This is a genomic window from Alteribacillus sp. YIM 98480 (assembly GCF_009765375.1).
In the GTDB taxonomy this organism is placed as follows: domain Bacteria; phylum Bacillota; class Bacilli; order Bacillales; family Marinococcaceae; genus Alteribacillus.
In genome coordinates this window covers 275,093-293,284 of the sequence record NZ_VTOK01000001.1, presented here as the reverse complement: position 1 = coordinate 293,284, position 18,192 = coordinate 275,093, and the positions used below count along the sequence as shown (strand labels likewise).

Annotated in this window: 18 protein-coding genes; all 18 read right to left on the bottom strand. The window is 38.3% G+C overall.

From position 1 onward, the window contains the following. Positions 1-5 precede the first annotated feature (5 nt). The 18 genes from FZF09_RS01255 to FZF09_RS22930 all read right to left on the bottom strand — a co-directional run bounded on the left by FZF09_RS01255 (position 6) and on the right by FZF09_RS22930 (position 18,190). On the bottom strand, positions 6-464 hold the full coding sequence (locus FZF09_RS01255) for an FAS1-like dehydratase domain-containing protein (RefSeq protein ID WP_199256738.1): 459 nt from the start codon (positions 462-464) through the stop codon (positions 6-8). A gap of 22 nt (positions 465-486) precedes the next feature. Beyond that, positions 487-1,230, bottom strand: a complete 744-nt coding sequence (locus FZF09_RS01250; protein WP_158734749.1) for an SDR family NAD(P)-dependent oxidoreductase — start codon at positions 1,228-1,230, stop codon at positions 487-489. A gap of 61 nt (positions 1,231-1,291) precedes the next feature. Further along, positions 1,292-2,848 carry an AMP-binding protein gene (locus FZF09_RS01245; protein ID WP_158734748.1) on the bottom strand — a complete coding sequence of 519 codons (1,557 nt, stop codon included), beginning with the start codon at positions 2,846-2,848 and terminating at the stop codon, positions 1,292-1,294. A gap of 50 nt (positions 2,849-2,898) precedes the next feature. Further along, positions 2,899-3,312, bottom strand: coding sequence for a nuclear transport factor 2 family protein (locus FZF09_RS01240; protein WP_158734747.1), 414 nt, complete (start codon positions 3,310-3,312; stop codon positions 2,899-2,901). A 50-nt stretch (positions 3,313-3,362) separates the two neighbouring features. Beyond that, positions 3,363-4,133, bottom strand: coding sequence for an SDR family NAD(P)-dependent oxidoreductase (locus FZF09_RS01235; protein WP_233269360.1), 771 nt, complete (start codon positions 4,131-4,133; stop codon positions 3,363-3,365). Positions 4,134-4,203: 70 nt separating this feature from the next. Then, entirely contained in the window at positions 4,204-4,644 is a 441-nt protein-coding gene (locus FZF09_RS01230) for a TRAP transporter small permease (protein WP_158734746.1), read from the bottom strand. Positions 4,645-4,755: 111 nt separating this feature from the next. Beyond that, complete coding sequence (locus FZF09_RS01225) at positions 4,756-6,069, bottom strand: TRAP transporter large permease (protein WP_158734745.1); 1,314 nt, start codon at positions 6,067-6,069, stop codon at positions 4,756-4,758. A 133-nt stretch (positions 6,070-6,202) separates the two neighbouring features. Next, positions 6,203-7,342 carry a type 2 periplasmic-binding domain-containing protein gene (locus FZF09_RS01220; RefSeq protein WP_158734744.1) on the bottom strand — a complete coding sequence of 380 codons (1,140 nt, stop codon included), beginning with the start codon at positions 7,340-7,342 and terminating at the stop codon, positions 6,203-6,205. Between the two features lie 533 nt (positions 7,343-7,875). Then, on the bottom strand, positions 7,876-9,042 hold the full coding sequence (locus tag FZF09_RS01215; RefSeq protein ID WP_158734743.1) for a CaiB/BaiF CoA transferase family protein: 1,167 nt from the start codon (positions 9,040-9,042) through the stop codon (positions 7,876-7,878). Positions 9,043-9,072: 30 nt separating this feature from the next. After that, on the bottom strand, positions 9,073-9,834 hold the full coding sequence (locus FZF09_RS01210; protein WP_158734742.1) for an SDR family NAD(P)-dependent oxidoreductase: 762 nt from the start codon (positions 9,832-9,834) through the stop codon (positions 9,073-9,075). Between the two features lie 29 nt (positions 9,835-9,863). Continuing rightward, entirely contained in the window at positions 9,864-11,063 is a 1,200-nt protein-coding gene (locus tag FZF09_RS01205; RefSeq protein ID WP_158734741.1) for an acyl-CoA dehydrogenase family protein, read from the bottom strand. Positions 11,064-11,094: 31 nt separating this feature from the next. Then, a complete protein-coding gene (locus FZF09_RS01200; RefSeq protein ID WP_158734740.1) occupies positions 11,095-12,165 on the bottom strand; it encodes a phosphotransferase family protein in 1,071 nt (356 codons plus the stop codon). Positions 12,166-12,707: 542 nt separating this feature from the next. Further along, positions 12,708-13,211: a nuclear transport factor 2 family protein gene (locus FZF09_RS01195; protein WP_158734739.1), complete on the bottom strand. Its 504-nt coding sequence runs from the start codon at positions 13,209-13,211 to the stop codon at positions 12,708-12,710. A gap of 254 nt (positions 13,212-13,465) precedes the next feature. Beyond that, a complete protein-coding gene (locus tag FZF09_RS01190) occupies positions 13,466-14,530 on the bottom strand; it encodes an LLM class flavin-dependent oxidoreductase (RefSeq protein ID WP_158734738.1) in 1,065 nt (354 codons plus the stop codon). Positions 14,531-14,616: 86 nt separating this feature from the next. Then, positions 14,617-15,360, bottom strand: a complete 744-nt coding sequence (locus tag FZF09_RS01185) for an SDR family NAD(P)-dependent oxidoreductase (protein ID WP_158734737.1) — start codon at positions 15,358-15,360, stop codon at positions 14,617-14,619. 66 nt (positions 15,361-15,426) lie between these two features. Then, positions 15,427-16,620, bottom strand: coding sequence for a bifunctional 3,4-dihydroxy-2-butanone-4-phosphate synthase/GTP cyclohydrolase II (locus FZF09_RS01180; RefSeq protein ID WP_158734736.1), 1,194 nt, complete (start codon positions 16,618-16,620; stop codon positions 15,427-15,429). 356 nt (positions 16,621-16,976) lie between these two features. Continuing rightward, positions 16,977-17,597 (bottom strand): TetR/AcrR family transcriptional regulator, encoded by a 621-nt coding sequence (locus FZF09_RS01175; RefSeq protein WP_158734735.1) that lies wholly within the window; start codon positions 17,595-17,597, stop codon positions 16,977-16,979. Between the two features lie 458 nt (positions 17,598-18,055). Beyond that, a complete protein-coding gene (locus FZF09_RS22930) occupies positions 18,056-18,190 on the bottom strand; it encodes a hypothetical protein (RefSeq protein WP_255450269.1) in 135 nt (44 codons plus the stop codon). Positions 18,191-18,192 lie beyond the last annotated feature (2 nt).

Genomic DNA, 18,192 nt, shown 5'->3' with positions numbered 1-18,192 from the left:
AAAATTTATCTTAAAATACGTGTTGTCACTTCTGTTAACACTTTTTCTTCAGCTTCATTTTCAACCTCCATCGTAATTTCATAGAAAATGAGCGGACCTTTAGAACCTTCCTTTTCATAAATATCCGTTAATGTTCGAGCTGCTGTTAACCATTGACCAGGGTAAACAGGTTGATAATAATCAATTTTCAAACCGCCAGCCATCGCTTTTTTTAAAGGGAATTCAGGCAGCAAACGATCAATAAAAACACCATCAGGTGAAAGCTGATCCATATCCACCACATCCCAAAATAAAGAAACGTGAAACATAGGAGGTGCTTCATCACCATCCAAAAACTTCTTTTGGCGCTGTCCTGTTGCAATCGAATATTTTCGTATATCTCTTCGGGTTACCAATTCTTTCTTAATCGGTGCTTTCTTTCCAATGTTGGACAATAAGTGATCAGTTAATAGATTACCCATCATTTCCTCTCCTTTGGGTGTCAACTTATTCCGTAGAACGTCCACCGTCAATGATGTGGTCTTGACCTGTAATATAGGAGGATTCATCTGATGCAAGGAAAAGTGCCAATTTCGCCATTTCTTCCGGCTCTCCAAGTCTTCCCATTGGAACTTGTCCAGCTAAAAAGTCTTTTGCCTCTTGGGAGAACCCATTAAGTAGCGGGGTATTAAATGTACCGGGATTAATAGAATTAACACGAATCCCTTTATCGATATATTCAAGGGCTGCCTGTTTTGTCAACATTACAATAGCTCCTTTAGATACAATGTATGCTGATGATCCTGGAGTCGCTCTATAACCGCCAATAGAGCCGGTGTTGACGATAGAACCTCCTCCATGCTGCAGCATTATTTTTACTGCTTCTTGCAAAACATTAAATGCACCCCTCACATTAACGGAAAACACTTTATCCCATTCATTGAGAGGATATTCATGTATCGGAGTTTCTACTAAGCCTGTAATACCGGCATTATTACAAAGCACATCTAATCTGTTGTATATTTTTTGACATTCTTTAAATGCAGCTTCTACTTGTCCAGGGTCTGATACATCTGTTTGCAATGTATGGATTTCTCCGTCGAACATCTCTTTAAGCTTTTCGACGTCATTGCTAATATCAAGAGCTAAAATTTTTGCTCCTTCTGTAGAAAATTTTTTTACCATCGCTTTTCCAAATCCAGAAGCAGCTCCTGTAATGACGGCGACCTTATCTTTCAAACGATTGCCCAAAAAATAACCCCCTCATTTATTTGCTTTAATTAAAGTTTCCCTAGCCTAAAAATTAACTGGCTCATATTTTACTTCTGTGCACCTTTCCATATGTTTCTCTAAGTTCTCGTTTCAATATTTTACTCGTTGGAGACTTAGGTAAACGATCAACGAAATATACAAAACGAGGTTTTTGATAAGATGCAAGATGTTGTTTTGCTGTTTCCATTATTTCTTGCTTTGTAGCTTTCATTCCAGGTTTAAGCACAACTGCTGCAGCTACATTTTCTCCCCATTCATCATCTGGAACCCCAAATACAGCTGTTTCTAGAACCGCCTCATTCTGATAAATTGCATTTTCCACCTGAGTACTGTAAATATTTTCTCCTCCTGAAATAATCATGTCTTTTGCACGATCAACGATAAATATATAACCATCTTCATCCCAGGTCGCAATATCACCTGTCCACAACCAGCCATTACGTAATGTCTCTCTAGACAGCTCTGGTTTATTCCAGTAACCAATCATATTTGCGTCTGATTTAACGACAATCTCCCCTGGTGTTTTGCCATCACGAGGTACTGCTTCACCTTTATAATCTACAACTCTAATACTGTTAACAAATGCCTCACGCCCACAAGATGACAATCTTTCAGGACGGACCCCTTTCACCGCATTCAAGTGATCTTCTTGTGAAAGGAAGGTCATCCCCATTCCTTCTGTCTGCCCATATCCTTGAATTAAAGTACACGGAAAAGCATTGAGTGCTGCCTTCACTACTTTCATTCCCATTGGCCCGCCGCCGTATTGAATATTTCTTAAACTGCTAAGATCATAGCTGTCAAAATTTTCGACAGACATCATCCAATTAAGCATGGTAGTAATACCCAAAAAAGCAGATACCCGTTCTTTTTCAATAACTTCCAAGGCTTGTTTTGCTTCAAAATTGATTAAAACTAAAGGACACCCATGAGCCATATAATTCAGGGCGAGGACAATAGGTATATGAAACATCTGCCCGGTAAGCATATAAACATCAGAAGGGACAATACGTTCTGCGACTGTTTGGTTTAACATTCCCATATAAAAGCTTTTGTGCGTGTGAATAGCTCCTTTAGGTTCCCCAGTAGTACCGCCCGTGTAAAGAATGAGCATGGGATCGTCATTGCCAACGGAAATGGATTGTCTTGGTTCGTCATCTGACGCAATACTAATCAAACGCTCATAAGACCGATCACTTTTTTCTCCAAATGCCAGCCAATGACTTACATCAACTTTCTGTTTAAGCGAGCGGCATACTTCTTGAAAATCTCCTGAACTAATCAACACCGATGGTTTGCCGTCAACCAGTATGCGGCTAAGTTCTTGGACACTCAAACGCCAATTAAGCGGTTGTATAATTAAACCTGCTCGTGCACAAGCAAAATAAACTTCTATATATTCCATGCTGTTTTTCGATAAAACACTCACGCGGTCTCCTTTTTTAAGACCTAATTGTTCTATAAATCCGTTTGCCAGCCTCCGAACACGATCATCCAGCTCCCCATAGTTCATACGCCGATCAGTGGAAATATCAATCAATGCTGTTCGCTGTGGGTCAAGTCTCGAATATTTCGAGGGAATTTCTCCAATATTCATTTACTATTCCTCCTTCTCCATTTTTCTGTATAATTGAAATATTCAGCAATCTAGTAAGGCAGCTCAAGATCTAAATGACGTTTTTTTAACTTCCAGCCATCCGCCGTTTTAACGACTTCATCCCGATAGATTCCGGTCGTTAAAAGTTTGATAACTCCATTTTCTGTTGCAAACAGGGTTAAATATGAAATTGCTTTTGCATTGGTTTCAGACTCATCTTCAAAAAATAAATTGGAGGTAACATGTCGTCTTTTATCTGTTTGCGTTTCCATTGAATCTTTCATTAATTTCATAATTGATTGATGCCCATCAAAAGGACCGATCATATCCCCGTCAGCAATTCGAAGTGTCATCACCGCGTCTTCAGCAAAACACCCGGAAAGCATATCTATATTCCGTTCATCCAGACCGTAAGATGCTCTGCTAAGCAATTCATGAATGGCCAGCTTATCTTCTGTTTTCATTACTATTCACTCCTTAATAATTGTCTTCTAGATTAAAATACTGTATTACTTTAAACGGCTGTTACCCCTCCATCGATTGAATGAGCAGCGCCATTTATATATTTCGCTTCATCAGACCCAAGAAACACGACAAGATTTGCAATTTCCTCTGGCTCTCCTAACCGTCCGTCAGGAACCATTACGGAAATTTTGTCATAATATTCTTGCGGGTTTTCAGGGTTAAATTTTTGAGCAGCATTTTTCACCATATCGGTTTTTATCGGCCCAGGGCAAATCGCATTAACCCGAACCCCTTTTTTTCCATATTCAATTCCCGCTACCTTTGTAAGACCGCTAACTGCATGTTTGCTGGCAACATATGCCGAGAAATTTTCGTGAGCGACAAGTCCTCCCATTGACGAAGTGTTAATCACACTTCCGGACGATTGTTTTTCCATTTGTCGTAAAACATGTTTTAATCCTAAAAATACACCTGTTACATTAACGTCTAGTACCTTTTTAAAAACTTCTGCATCGTAATCAGCGACCGTAGATACGTCCCCCTCAATTCCGGCATTGTTAAAGAAAATATCTATCTTTCCGTGTTTCTTCACGGTTTCTTCTACATATTTTTTAACATCTTCTTCCTCTGTAACATCTGCTTCAAGAAACATAACTTCTCCGCCTTTTTCCCGAAGGTTGAGCGCCACTTTTTCACCTGTATCTTTATTAATGTCTACTAAAACTACTTTTGCGCCTTCTTCGATAAATCTTAACGCCGTTTCCTTTCCTATTCCGCCACTTCCGCCCGTAATAACAGCTACTTTATTTTTTAACCTCATTATCTATCATCCTCCTATACAATAATTAAAAACTAACGTTTGTTTTACATCGAGCATAAAAATCAGATGATTATCTTTTATCAACGGAAAAAATAACTTTTTTATCTATTACACTTTTTATCAGTATAAATAGATTCTCAATCACTAATAATCCAAAGCCTAACGCAGCCAAATAAAGAAACGGATATATAGGAATAAGCATACCACTCGCTGAAAATGAAGCATTTTCAATCGTATTCATCCAGGCACTTTGCCAGCCATATACAGTTAACATGCTGTAAATAATAATCTCTATAACTACTAGAAAAAGATGAATAAGATATTGAAATCGATTCGAAAGTTTGGATACAAATATATCGATGCGCGGAATAATGCCTGAACTCTGCGCAATTGCTAAGGCAGGAAAAACAGCAAGTGGCATTAATATATTCTCAATAATCTCGTATCCTCCAATTAAGGAAGAACCCATGAGGTTTCTTTTTATTACGTCTAAAACGATATATAAAGCCATGGAGGCAACAGCTGCTCCGCAAACTCCAACGCTCCCCCACTTTATCCATTTAAAAATCTTATATAATGTAGAAAAAATTTTTCATCCTCCTTTCATATATTTTTGATATGATTAACTCATTTTGCTTGGCAGCCAAGTTACCAATTCAGGGAAAATAGTAATAATGCCTCCGACGACTATCGTCGCTATTAACGCATAAATAGTTGTAAATCGAAACAATCTATGAATAGGAATTTTAGTAACAGCTGAGACTGTGAAAACACTTACCCCAATTGGAGGCGTTAACAGCCCTAATACACTGACTAAACATACGAGAACGCCAAACCAAATAGGATCTAGTCCCATAGCTTGGATAATTGGCAAAGTAACTGGAACTGTCATTAAAATAACTGCGGAACTTTCGATAAACATAAACAGAATAAAGTAAAAGATGATCAGCAGAAAAATAACGAAAATAGGAAAGCCTAAAATGGGATCTAGCATTTCTACTAAACGTCTTGGCAATAACGAAAGTGAAACAAATCTTCCAAATATTTGTGCACCAATCATAATAACAAATACCATGCAAGTTACTTTAATCGTTTCATAAAAAGATAATTTCATAAACTCCAAGTTCACTTTCTTAAAAACAAGTGCTGTTAAAAAACCGACAAAGGCGCCGATCCCTCCTGCTTCAGTCGGAGTGAATACTCCTGCATATATACCGATAAATATAACAGAAAAAATAATCAGGCTGACAACTGCTACTACTATGACTCTGCCCACCCTTAAGGACTCTTTTTCAACGGTTGTAATCGTTTGTTCATCTTTATAATCTAGATACAATTTAAAATAAAGGAGAGTACAAAGAATAAAAACGAGCATAATTAAGATTCCAGGGATAATGGCAGCCATAAATAAGTGACCAATTGATGTCTGTGTGATAGATCCATAAATAATTAATAAGATACTTGGAGGAATAAGCCCTGCTAATGATCCTCCTGAAGCTGCAATTGCTCCAGATAATTCATCATGAAATCCATATTTTTTTAACTCAGGTACAGCTACTTGTCCCAATGTCGCCGCAGCTGCAGTTCCTGAACCTGCCACCGCCCCCATTAATGCACCGAACACAATGGTTAATGCTCCTAAAATTCCTGAGCTGCCGCGAGAAAGTTTGAATAAAATTTTAAACATATCTTGTACAATTCCAGACCGCAGAATAAACTGAGACATTAGAACAAAAAGCGGAACAGTTGTTAGGGTATAGCTTGCAACGGTAGAGAATGGATCGTTAAGTAAAAATCCAGAAAGTGAACCAGGTCCATCTAAGAGAAGGATCCCTAGAATGCCAAATGTTAACAATAAAGTACTAATATGCTGCCCGGCTATTAAGAAAAGAAAGAAAAGAGAAAGCACAAGGATGATTACTATGTTTTCGGGCATTTCACTGCTCCTTTCTTTTAAAAAACTCGGCTTGCCGCCGAGTCTATGGCGGAAGACGTAGTTTTTGATCCTTTAACAAAGTTAAATATTCCTAAAGTGAAAAAAGAACTAATTCTTCTTTTTTATATCATTATTACTCTAATTCTTTAATGGCATCTGGCACTTCTCCACCCTGCTCTACAATCAAATCCCTCCAAAGCTTTGCTGCTTCTCTACCAGGTGCTCCTTGATCTTCCACTGTTTTTATCCATTCAAACCAAGTGTCTTCCATTGCTTTCATTAAATGTTTTTGTACATCAGCGTCTAATTCTTCAATATCCTTAAATTCAGCTCCATTTTCTGCTGTGTCATGTTCAGTATTTTCAGAGATTGATATTAAATGTTCGGCTCCACCCATAAGATGCTTACGCGCAGCATTTTCCATAATATCTTGAATACTAGAAGGTAAATTACTCCACTTTTCTTCATCCATTCCGATGACTACATTATGATGACCAAGGTTAAATCCTTTAATCGTGTATTGAAACAAATCTTCCAACCCATTACTTTTCCATTCAGACATGGACATAATAATTCCTTCAACCGTTCCACGGCTTAATGCATCATAAATATCTGTAAATGGCATAGTGACAGTATCAGAGTTTATATTCTGTGTAAACATTTCATGAACCCTTCCTCCTGTTCTTATCTGTACTCCTTCAAAGCTATCAATCGAATCAAATTGATGCCCAACAGTAGTCAAAAGATACGGTTCTGTTGTTACCATAGGAAGCGCTCTAACTTCTTTTTCTCCATATTCAAGCTCATAAAAAGTTTTGCCTTCCATTAACTCTTGATCACTACTCAATAAATCTTGAAATGCTTCCGTGGCTATGCCTGCATCTGATTTTATAAGTGGCAGTGTTGTGACTTCTGAAAGTGGAAATCTTTGGGGATCATATAAAGGGAATGCCGGAAGTGCTATATCAATATTGCCTGCTCTCAATGCATCTAATTCCTCATTAACCGTAACCAATTCACCTGAAGTAAAAACTTCAAACTCCACTTGTCCATCAGACTCTTCTTCTACTTCTTCCATCCACGGAGTAAAAAAACCTTGAAACCAACCATGTTCCTGACTAAAAGCGGAAGAAACACGCAGAGTTATAGATTCTCCATTGTTTTCCTCTGAGCCTTGTCCGCTGCTGTTTGTTTCTTGACCAGCCGAAGAGCAAGCGCTTACAAAAATAATAACAAATAACAAAAAAAGAAGTGCCTTTGGCAGCTTTTTCACATCATTTCCTCCTATAGCGGCTTTTTTTACCGTTAAGCCCACATTTTTTAGAACACTACAAAAGAATTATGGAGTCGGTGCAGGGGTGTCACACTTTTATGTTATCTTTCCATTTTTGTTAATTATAGACGAAGAAAAAGGGGGAAAATTCCGATTGAATAATGCAATGTTGTCTGCTAAATAAATATTTACAACTATTCAAACAGTTGTTTGTTTGAATTATAATACTTTTCTGAATCTTTGTAAATATTTTTTAATGTTTTTTCTTCTCCATTCTAGGCTTGGCTTGTCGCAAATAGTGCTCACCTCAAAATTTTAATCTTTCCTCCCATGTAACAGTCGGACAAGTACCCAGACACTGGCCTTTTGGCTATAATTAGCTTTTACGGCACCTAACATCATTTTCATCACTCTGTTGGTGCAAGTTTAGATGTATGTTGGCATAACAGTGTATAAAAGAACTAGGGAAACTCCTAAAAACGACAATATACTGTATTCATTTTTAGTTATGTTTCCCGCTTTAAGATATTTTTTTATAAGGTAGGAATTTGTTCATTGGAATAGCCTAACTCCCTTAATATTTCATCATTATGCTCGCCTAATCGGGGAGACGGCCTCCGGATTTCTCCTTCTGTCCTTGAAAGCTTAATTGGAATGCCCAGCTGTTTCATCATTCCACCACCTGGATAATCAACTTCTTCAATCATACGCCGATGCTTAATTTGTGGGTCTCTCATCATTTCTTCTGCTGTTAATACAGGAGAAACACAGGCTTCTATCCCTTTAAATAGTTCAGTCCATTCATTTAATGATTTTTTACTGATAGTGCATTGAATTTCTTCTTTCATCCACATCTGTTCCTCCACAGGGGCATTCAATTTTGCAATCAATTTTTCTTTTCCGATTACTTCACAAAAATGAATCCAAAACTTTTCTTCCAACGCTGCCACAGCTAAATAACGGTTATCTTTTGTTTTATATACTTCATAACAAGCTTTGCCTCCATTTAATGGCAGCTCCCCTCTTTCCGGGTGACTATTTGATACAAAGAAGTTAGGAAGGATTGTTTGCATCCAGGAAACAGCTCCATCCAACATGGAAATATCTATAAATTGTCCCTTGCAAGAGTTCTTTGATTCTATGATGGATAACAAAATACCGATTGCCGCCATAAGGGAGCCTCCCCCAATGTCAGCAATTTGAACAGATGAAAGCAGCGGCTTCCCGCTTCGTTCTCCTTGCAAATTCATCATGCCTGAATAACTCAAATAATTAAGGTCGTGCCCAGCAGCTTCTGCATAAGGACCACTTTGTCCATAACCGGTAATAGCACAATAAATTATCTTTGAATTGTATTTTTTTAGTTCCTCATAATCTAAACCGAGACGTTTCATGACACCTGGGCGGAAAGATTCTACGACGACGTCCGCTGTCTTTACTAAATCTATAAACATTTTCTTCCCCAGTTCAGTTTTCAAATCTATCGAAACACTTCGTTTGTTTCTATTGAGGGATGCGAAAATTGCACTCTGCTCCTGATCTCCGATTTTTGGCTCTTCTTCTCTCGCATAATCCCCTCCATTAGGTGCTTCAATTTTGATAACGTCAGCACCAAAATCAGCGAGTAATAACGTACAATAAGGACCGGGCAGCAGCCGGGTTAAGTCTAGCACTCGAAATGATTCCAAAGGCAGCGTCACTAATATCCCCCCCTTTTTTAATGAATAATTCTACTCTGATAATGTTCCTCCATCTATACTAAATGTTTGGCCAGTAACATACTTTGCCATGTCTGATGCAAGATAAAGAGCAATAGATGAAATGTCTTTTGGCTCTCCTAACTTTCTAAGCGGAATAGTTTTTAAGATCTTCTCCAGCCACTCTTCGTTTTCCATCTCTTTTTCATTTATTTCTGTACTAATCAAGCCTGGGGCAATGGAGTTTACAAATATTCCATACCTGGCCCACTCCGATGCTAGTGATTTTGTTAAATGAATGACAGCAGCCTTACTAGCAGTATACGGCGCAATTCTTTTATACGGTTTTATACCTCCTACAGATGAAATGTTGATGATTTTACCAGCATTCTGTTCTATCATAATCTTTGCAGCTTGTTGACAGCAGAAAAATAACCCTTTCATATTCACATCAAAAATATAATCATAGTCTTCTTCTGTAACTTCAGTAGCCGGTTTTGTCGTATTAACCCCCGCATTGTTTACTAAAATGTCAATTTTCCCGAACTCTTCCATTGTCTTTTTAAACATTGCAGAAATTTCATCCATATTAGAAACATCACATTGAATAGCGATTGCTTTTCTTCCTTTTCCTTGTAGTTCCTCGCTTAATTCCATGCATTTTTCTATATTTCTGCTTGCTATTGCAACAGCTGCTCCTTGATCTGAAAAATCACGGACCATTTGTGCCCCTATACCACGGCTTCCCCCTGTGACTAAAACTACTTTTCCTGTTAAATCAAAAACTTTATCCATTTTGACCACGCCCCCCATACCTTTTTCCACTAAACAGTCAATTCTTTTTCTCGCTTTTTATACTCTTTAAAGATTCGTTTAGCTACGACCATGCGATGCACTTCATCTGGACCATCATATATATGAGCAGCCCTTGCTTCTCTATAGAAGCCTTCTAACGGAGTATCCTTGGAATAACCTAGTGAACCATGCACTTGTATTGCTCTATTAATAACATCATTCAGTATTTTAGCACCATGAAACTTTATTAAAGAAATTTCTTTTCTAGCATCTTCTCCTTGATCCATTTTCCATGCTGCGTGAAGAGTTAACAGTCTTGCTGAAGCCATTTCAGCAGCAGAATCTGCTACGAAATTTTGTATGGTTTGCTGTTCTGCTAAAGGAACTCCCCGAGTCTTTCTTTTCAAAGCATAAGAAACCATGAGATCGAAGCTTCGGTTCATTACACCGAGCCAGCGCATGGCATGTGTTATACGGCCAGGTCCTAATCTCATCTGTGCCAACTTAAATCCTTCACCAGGACTCCCCAGCATGCTGTCTTCTTTTACCCGGCAATTATTAAAACCTAATTCCCAGTGGCCCCCTTCACTGTAATCTCCCATTACTGGAATATCTCTTATTTTTTCAACTCCAGGGTTATCCATATCCACAATAAACATACTCGCACGTTCATGTGGAGGAGCTTCTGGATTTGTTACAGCCATAACAATAACAAAAGAAGACATCCCTGCATTGCTTATGAACCATTTTTTTCCATTAATCACCCATTCATCTCCATCTTTTTCTGCGTGTGTCTCTATTCCTGTCGGATCGGCCCCTGATACATCTCGCTCCGTTAATGCAAAACAGGATCTTATTTCGTCATTTACGATTGGATCAAGATATTTTTTTCGTTGTTCTTCGCTCCCTGCATTTAATAGGATTTCTGAATTTCCTGTATCAGGAGCGGCAGTACCAAATACACGTGGTCCGATCGCACTGCTTCCTAAAATTTCATTAAGAAGACCTAAAAATACAGCCCCAAGCCCCAAACCGCCAGCATGTTTTGGTAAATGCGCAGCCCATAAGTTCTGATCTTTTACTTTTTGTTGGAGTGGTTTTAGAATTTCATCCGGCAAACCTTTCCCTGGAATAATGTACTCTTCAGCCGGATAAACATCTTCTTCCATAATCTTTTTAGCTTTTTGCAGTAATTCGTTCTGTTCTTCGGTTGGACTAAAATCAAACATTGTTATCTAGCTCCTTTTTGATAGTCTGTAATTAAAACTTCTTTTTATCAACTACTTCATAAGCGTGGGTCATCATATTCCGAACTCTTTTATCAAATGTTTTAAATCTCTCATCTTTTGATTTTCCAATTTTCCAACGATAATAAATTTGCTGGAATACAACAGCAAGTTTAAAGTAAGTGAAAGCCATATAAAAATTCATATCCGGAATATTTTTTTTCGTTTTAAGAGCATAGCGATGGATAAATTCTTCCCTTGAAATAAAACCTGGCGTTCCAGTTAAAGATGGTAAACTTTCTTTTAGAATGTCTGGATCGTCCTCTTCTATCCAATAACCTAATGCTCCGGCTAAATCAAAAAATGGATCAGCAACCGTTGCTAGTTCACAATCAAGTATAGCTTTAATCTCACGCAAGTCCGGGGAAAGCAGCATGTTATTTAATTTATAGTCGTTATGAATAACTGCACTGTCATGGGAGGAGGGGACATGGTTAACCATCCACTTACTTAGTTCCTCAAAATAAGGAACGTCGTCTGTTTTTGATTTATTATATCGTTTGATCCACCCATGTACTTGCCTGTTCAAAAAACCTTCAGGAAATCCAAACTCAGATAGACCCGCCTCTTTGTAATCAATTTGATGCAAAGCTGCTAGAGCATCTACCGCATTATAGGATATCGTTTTTAGTTGATCCTCAGAAATGTTTTGACCTGGGGTAAACGACTCGTCTATCACGATCCCTTTTTTACGTTCCATAACATAAAACGGAACGCCAATCACACTTTTATCATCACAAAAAACATATGGTTCTGGGACAAATGAATAATAAGGGTATAGCTTTTTTAAAAACTCAGATTCCCGTTTCATATCGTGAGCCTTGGGTGGCAATGGTCCATTGGGGGGCCGCCGCATCACCGCCTCCCAATTCCCAGAACGTAAATAGTAGGTTAAATTGGATACTCCTGTCGAAAACTGCTCCACTTCTAAAGGCTCTTCTGGGAAATCTTCTATATTTTCTATTAAGTATTTTTTTACCGCATTTTGATCAAAATTCTCCCCCTCACGAATAGGAATAGTTTCTTGAAATACGTGTTGACTCATTAATTCCCCTCCTCAAACAACAGTTATAATGGTGGAGCGGATGACCACTAAGATACCAAACAGTTGTTTTAATTTCAGCCATACACAAGTTGTTTGCCGAGTCCTTATGGCAAATGCTTTGGTTTCCTTTTATCAGTCTAGAAGATAACGCCAGTGAATCTACTTTTTTGTTTTTGAAATTACTGTAAAATATATTTCAAAGGAGCTGTCCCATAAGTTAGTTCTCGGCAAGCGCAACTGGAATATACCCGCTTTCCTCTGGTAACGGTTCCTCGTGAGCCCCCATCACTGTGAGGTATTCACGCTTCCCTATTTCCCGCAGGCGTCTCGCATATTCCAGTTGCTAGATAACCATCACACCCTAAACTAACCTTTTGAGACAGCCCCCTTTAACATAGTCTATATTTATGGGCTCCCCACTCTTTTGTGCCGTTAATATATTTACGGTAATCACGCTGTTTACAAATTATTCCGTGTGATAATTTTTTTAATCCCCACAGTTTTGTTCGCGCTCCCCCGGATAATAGAGCTCAAATAAACGTTTAATCCAGCTTCGGATTAATACGAGTTTTCGGATCATCAGACCATGGTTCTAACACAGGTGTCATATAGTATATTTTCACTTTTCTTTTTTGCAGCCGCCATTTTCCCGTTCGATTACTCAAATCATCCCAATATGTGGCTGATATTAATAAAGGTACACCTACAGCATTTGTAGCCGTAGCTTCCACATCTGCAACGGCAGTAGCAGTTCCTTTTTCAATCTCTACATTAATTACATGATTTGTAGCATGATGATGCGTTTCTGGAAGACCTTCCCATATTGCTTTCGTTTTTTCTAATATTTCTTTTTTGTTCGAGCAGTACCCCCACGGATCCCCAATATCCCAGACTGCATCATCCTCCCAAATATCTAAAAACAATTCTTCATCTTTTTTATCTACACCATGATTATAGTTTGCAATGACTTCTTTAATCTCTTCACGAGCCTCTAAAGCAGCAATACGTTGTTCTAACGTTAAGTTACTAACCGTACTCATAATCATACTGCCCCTTCTCTTTTAAAATGTGAATGTAAAAAAACATTCTTTTAGAATAACTAGGCCGGACGCTGACCCCTTATGGCAAAGGCCGTTTGTTGAAGACAAGTGTGAACGTGTAAGCTCATCAGTGTTTGGAAGTACGTCCTGTGTCAACCTCGAACTGGCTTGCACAGGACATGCTATCTTTTTGGTATCAACACGAAGTTCGATGGCTGCTTTTGTAAGTGCTTACCATATGCTGTCAAAGCTTTCTCATGTTACTGAGTGACAGTCTTTTTTCCTGTTGGCTTAAAATACGGCATTACATCACGAGCAAAGTTTTTCATTGTTTTCATGACTTTCCGGTGTTCCATATCACCCATTCGGAACCAGTTAGACATACTAGTAATTCCATATTTTTCGATATCCTCAAGCTTTTCGATGGCCGTATCTGGATCTTCTAATAGAGCAATACCTGCTTCATTCAAACCTTTCACATCAACTGGACCGGACATTTCTTGAGCCACTTCTGCAAATCTTTCATAACTTTCAGCCGCTTTTTCTCCTCTTGCTCCAGGCACTTGATTTAACACCGTGTCAAAATAGCGGGCCATTTCTTTTTCTACATTTTTAATCGCTTGTGCTTGTGTATCCGCTATGTTCATTTGTAAGTTCATATGAATAGAAGGATTAATTCCTTGTTTGATCATTCGGCTTCTAGTCTCAGAAATATATTTTTTCAATTCATTCATATCCATCAATGTAGGAGTACACATAAACTCGGTCATTCCTTTTTCAACAGCAATGTCAAAGGTTGCCGGGCTGATAGCAGCTAAATAAAATGGAATTCTCTCTTGTACTGGTTTCGGTGTTAATGACACATTCTCTAGTTGATAATGTTTTCCATCATAGCTGAAGGAGTCGTTGTACCACAATCCTTTAATGATATCTACACTTTCCCAAAACACTTCTCTAGTATCTTTCATTTCAAGTCCAAGACCTTTAAACTCTATAGGCTGATAGCCGCGGCCTGCACCAAATTTCAGACGTCCGTTACTTAAATTATCGACCATCGCAAAGTCCTCAGCAATTCGAACAGGGTTATCAAAGTTTAAGTTACATACGGCCATTCCAATATCCATTGTCTTTGTTACCTGAGCGATAGCGGCTGCAGCTACTTGCGGGGACGGCATACTACCATAAGCTGTAAAATGATGCTCTGCCAGCCAAACACTTTCAAATCCTAATTCTTCCGCATACTGAATTTGCTCTAGCATCTCGTTGTAAGCCTTTTCATATTTGCCATCATAACATTCCAACACATAAAAAAGTCCAAATTTCATTTAAAACACTCCTCATAAAATATTTATTTTAATAACTGCAAAAGCAGTTATTAATAAACTAATTACAAAAATTCAAAATAATAAGATCACTGAGATCCCCAGCCCCCGTCTACTTTCCACACTTGACCAGTAATAAAATCGGCTTCTTCAGATGCTAGAAAAAGTATCAAATTAGCTACTTCTTCTGGTTTTCCTAACCGCCCAGCCGGGGTGGCCTCCGAAAAAGCTTTCGTCATTTCCGGGGTGTTGTTTCCTAAGATAGGAGTGTCAATTATTCCAGGTGAGACGGCATTGACTTGAATATTGTCTCTTGCATATTCCATCGCTACCTGTCTGGACATTGCAGCTACCCCACCTTTAGCTGCTGAATAAGATACTAAGTTGGTCAAACCAACATGAGCGGCTAAAGAAGCAATATTTATAATTTTTCCTTTTTTCTTTTTCAACATTTCAGGAATTACTGTTCGCATCCCTAAAAAAGCACCCTTAAGATCTATGTTAATCATTCGATCCCACTCTTCTTCTGTTTGGTCTATTAATTTATCAGACCCTCTTGAAGTAACTCCGGCAATATTTCCTAATATATCAATTGTTCCAAATTGATCCTTTGTTGCTTTGACAACATTTTCCCAATCTGAACTATTTGTAATGTCTCCTCTAAAAGCGATAGCTTGTTCATTTGTTTTCTTGATCTCTGTAACTGTTTCTTCCTGACCTTTAAGGTCATAACATACAACGCTTGCTCCTTCTTTCCCAAATCTCAAGGCAGTTTCTTTTCCAATCCCTGAACCGGCACCTGTTACGATAGCTACTTTTCCAGAAAGCCTCATTTTCTTTCCTCCTTCAAGGATTTAAATGTTCATGCTTTGAACATTAATAAAGTGCAGACCCTTCTCTTACACGGACAATAAATGCCCTAACTTTTTCTGTTTTGTTTTGAGGTATTTTTCGTTATCTTTATCGTGAGGAAACTGAAGTGGGACACGGTGAATCACTTTTAATCCATAACCGTTTAATCCTTTGATTTTTTTGGGATTATTCGTTAACAAGTTCATCTTTGTTACCCCTATGTCACGAAGGATTTGAGCGCCAATACCATAATCCCGAAGGTCAGGAGGAAAACCTAATTTTTCATTAGCTTCAACAGTGTCATAACCTTCTTCTTGCAATTTGTAAGCTTTCATTTTGTTTAAAAGGCCTATCCCTCGTCCTTCTTGTCTCATATACAACAAAATGCCGCAATCTGACATCGAAATCTGCTGCAGTGCTGCTTCAAGCTGTGATCCACAGTCACACCGGCAAGATCCGAACACGTCACCTGTTAAACACTCCGAGTGTACACGAACTAAAGGTACTTTCTCCGACGTGATATCTCCTTTTATTAAAGCAACATGATCTTTGTTTTCCACTGTGTCGGAGTAACCTAAGGCTTTAAAATTGCCGTATGTTGTTGGGAGGTTGATTTCTATTTCTTTAGAGACTAGTTTTTCTTTTTGACGCCGGAACTGAATTAAATCTTTTATCGTAATCATTTTCAAATCAAATTGTTTAGCAATTTTCATCAGATCCGGAACCCTGGCCATACTGCCGTCTTCTTTTATGATTTCACAAATAACGCCTGCTGGTTTACTATCACATAACTTGGCCAGGTCAACAGCAGCCTCCGTGTGACCTGCACGTCTCAATACGCCTCCGTCTTTGGCTATTAAAGGAAATATATGTCCAGGTTTTTTAAAGTCAGATTCTGTAGTTTCGCTGTTAACGATTGCTTGTATCGTGGCTGACCGATCAAAAGCAGAGATACCTGTGGTGGTCGATGTATGATCTACACTCACAGTAAACATGGTATGGTGCGGATCTGTATTATTATCTACCATCGGAGAAAGACAAAATTTTGCAGCATAGCTTCTATCTATTGGTGTACACACAAGCCCCCTGCCATGCTTAATCATAAAATTAATTGCTTTCGGTGTGGCTTGTTCCGCTAATACTAAAAAATCCCCTTCGTTTTCCCGATCTTCATCATCACAAACAATGACTATGTTTCCTTTTTTCAGTTCTTCTACAGCCACTTCTATTGAATCGAACATCCTCACCATCTCCTTGAATGAACATTCATAACAGAGTCAAACATTTTCAAACAACTGTTTGTTTGTTTATATTATAAAAGCTCACTCGATATTTGTAAACTTTTATTTTAAATTTTTAGAAAATTTTTTATTCGATTTTTAAACTTTGTTAAAGGATCAAAGTATAAGCAAAACGATGACTTCCGCTATTTGGCTTGGCGGTTAGCCACGTTTTTCTAAAAATGCTCAGTCGAAATTAAGTGAAACAGGTTCTTCAATGGTCAGGAGGGAAAAATAAAATGCTCCAACTACTGTGAAGCATTTTCGTGTTAGCAGGTTATTTTATTGGTAAGTATATAGAAGATGATGTGTTCAGCCTATCGCTTGTCGAAATTTGCGACAGCCTGCCGCACAAACTTTTCAAATTGTTTTCCTATTTCATCCATGGAATAGTGGCTTTCCGTAGAATACCACCGCTGCATATAGTTATATATACCAAAAATAGCGAAAACCATTAATTTAGGATCTAAATCATTTCGAAAGTTATTCGTTTCGACACCTTCTAAAATGATTTTTCTAAATAGACGATCATATTCGTTACCTAAATCAGCAATTTCCCCGCCAAAATCAGAATGAAACCATTCTATAGATATCCAAACAAAAAGTTCTGATTGATATTTTTCAAAGCTATCGACATGATTTTTTAAAGCTCGTTCTAATTTTTCAGTAGGACTGGATTGTGATTCTGCTATATTTTTTAGATTTATGGTCATTTCATATAAAGGTCTTTGTACTACCTCATACAGTAGATCGTCTTTTTTGCTGATGTAGTAATAAAGACTTCCTTTTAGCATTCCGACTTCATTCGCAATATCTTCAAGTGTAGCTTCTTTATACCCTTTGATTCTAAAGATTTCCGCAGCAGCACTTACTATTTTTGTAAACTTTTCACTTGATTTTTTTGTATTAAAGGAACGTTTTTTTACTTCATTCAACATGACGACCGCCTTCCCTTACATTTCAAACAGTTGTTTGTTTTATTATAACAACCTTTTATTCATTCCTCAATCTTTTCTTGGCTTATTTTTACAATCTATCGTCTATTATGTTTATAATTCATTACTAAAGAAAACTACGCCAAGCCTTTAGGTGAAGACGATTGCTTAGTTGAACTTATACTGATTTCATCAAAATTTTGACGACGTCGATGATTGATCCATTCTAAAATTTTATATTTTCCTATCAGTGTAAGAAAAGCGCAAGCGCCCTGGTCAGCCGCGACAGGTCCTGGACTTTCGCGCAGGGTCGCCTGCGGCCCGGAGTCGAAAGGGAAGACATAAGACGTTCAGCTAAAACCGTCACGTCCTGTGACAACGCTGAACTGACCCACATCGTGTGCGCCTGAGCGGCTGGGCGCTGAAGCTAGACATCAAAAACGCCACATATTTATAATTTCTTACCTTGTAAGAAAAGCGCAAGCGCCTTGCTCACGAGCGACAAGTCCTGGAGGGGCGGCACATGGAAAGCTGATCTTTGCTTTCCATTGACGAACCGAAGGAGTCTCGAGCGAGTAGGCGCTTGCGCTAGACATGT

What these genes read in the sequence shown, in the direction of transcription:
- FZF09_RS01210 (WP_158734742.1), bottom strand. Translation starts at nt 9,834, where the DNA reads ATGGATAAAGTTTTTGATTTAACAGGAAAAGTAGTTTTAGTCACAGGG.
- FZF09_RS01245 (WP_158734748.1), bottom strand. Translation starts at nt 2,848, where the DNA reads ATGAATATTGGAGAAATTCCCTCGAAATATTCGAGACTTGACCCACAG.
- FZF09_RS01255 (WP_199256738.1), bottom strand. Translation starts at nt 464, where the DNA reads ATGATGGGTAATCTATTAACTGATCACTTATTGTCCAACATTGGAAAG.
- FZF09_RS01175 (WP_158734735.1), bottom strand. Translation starts at nt 17,597, where the DNA reads ATGTTGAATGAAGTAAAAAAACGTTCCTTTAATACAAAAAAATCAAGT.
- FZF09_RS01195 (WP_158734739.1), bottom strand. Translation starts at nt 13,211, where the DNA reads ATGATTATGAGTACGGTTAGTAACTTAACGTTAGAACAACGTATTGCT.
- FZF09_RS01185 (WP_158734737.1), bottom strand. Translation starts at nt 15,360, where the DNA reads ATGAGGCTTTCTGGAAAAGTAGCTATCGTAACAGGTGCCGGTTCAGGG.
- FZF09_RS01230 (WP_158734746.1), bottom strand. Translation starts at nt 4,644, where the DNA reads ATGGCTTTATATATCGTTTTAGACGTAATAAAAAGAAACCTCATGGGT.
- FZF09_RS22930 (WP_255450269.1), bottom strand. Translation starts at nt 18,190, where the DNA reads ATGTCTAGCGCAAGCGCCTACTCGCTCGAGACTCCTTCGGTTCGTCAA.
- FZF09_RS01205 (WP_158734741.1), bottom strand. Translation starts at nt 11,063, where the DNA reads ATGTTTGATTTTAGTCCAACCGAAGAACAGAACGAATTACTGCAAAAA.
- FZF09_RS01235 (WP_233269360.1), bottom strand. Translation starts at nt 4,133, where the DNA reads ATGAGGTTAAAAAATAAAGTAGCTGTTATTACGGGCGGAAGTGGCGGA.
- FZF09_RS01180 (WP_158734736.1), bottom strand. Translation starts at nt 16,620, where the DNA reads ATGTTCGATTCAATAGAAGTGGCTGTAGAAGAACTGAAAAAAGGAAAC.
- FZF09_RS01190 (WP_158734738.1), bottom strand. Translation starts at nt 14,530, where the DNA reads ATGAAATTTGGACTTTTTTATGTGTTGGAATGTTATGATGGCAAATAT.
- FZF09_RS01200 (WP_158734740.1), bottom strand. Translation starts at nt 12,165, where the DNA reads ATGAGTCAACACGTATTTCAAGAAACTATTCCTATTCGTGAGGGGGAG.
- FZF09_RS01240 (WP_158734747.1), bottom strand. Translation starts at nt 3,312, where the DNA reads ATGAAAACAGAAGATAAGCTGGCCATTCATGAATTGCTTAGCAGAGCA.
- FZF09_RS01225 (WP_158734745.1), bottom strand. Translation starts at nt 6,069, where the DNA reads ATGCCCGAAAACATAGTAATCATCCTTGTGCTTTCTCTTTTCTTTCTT.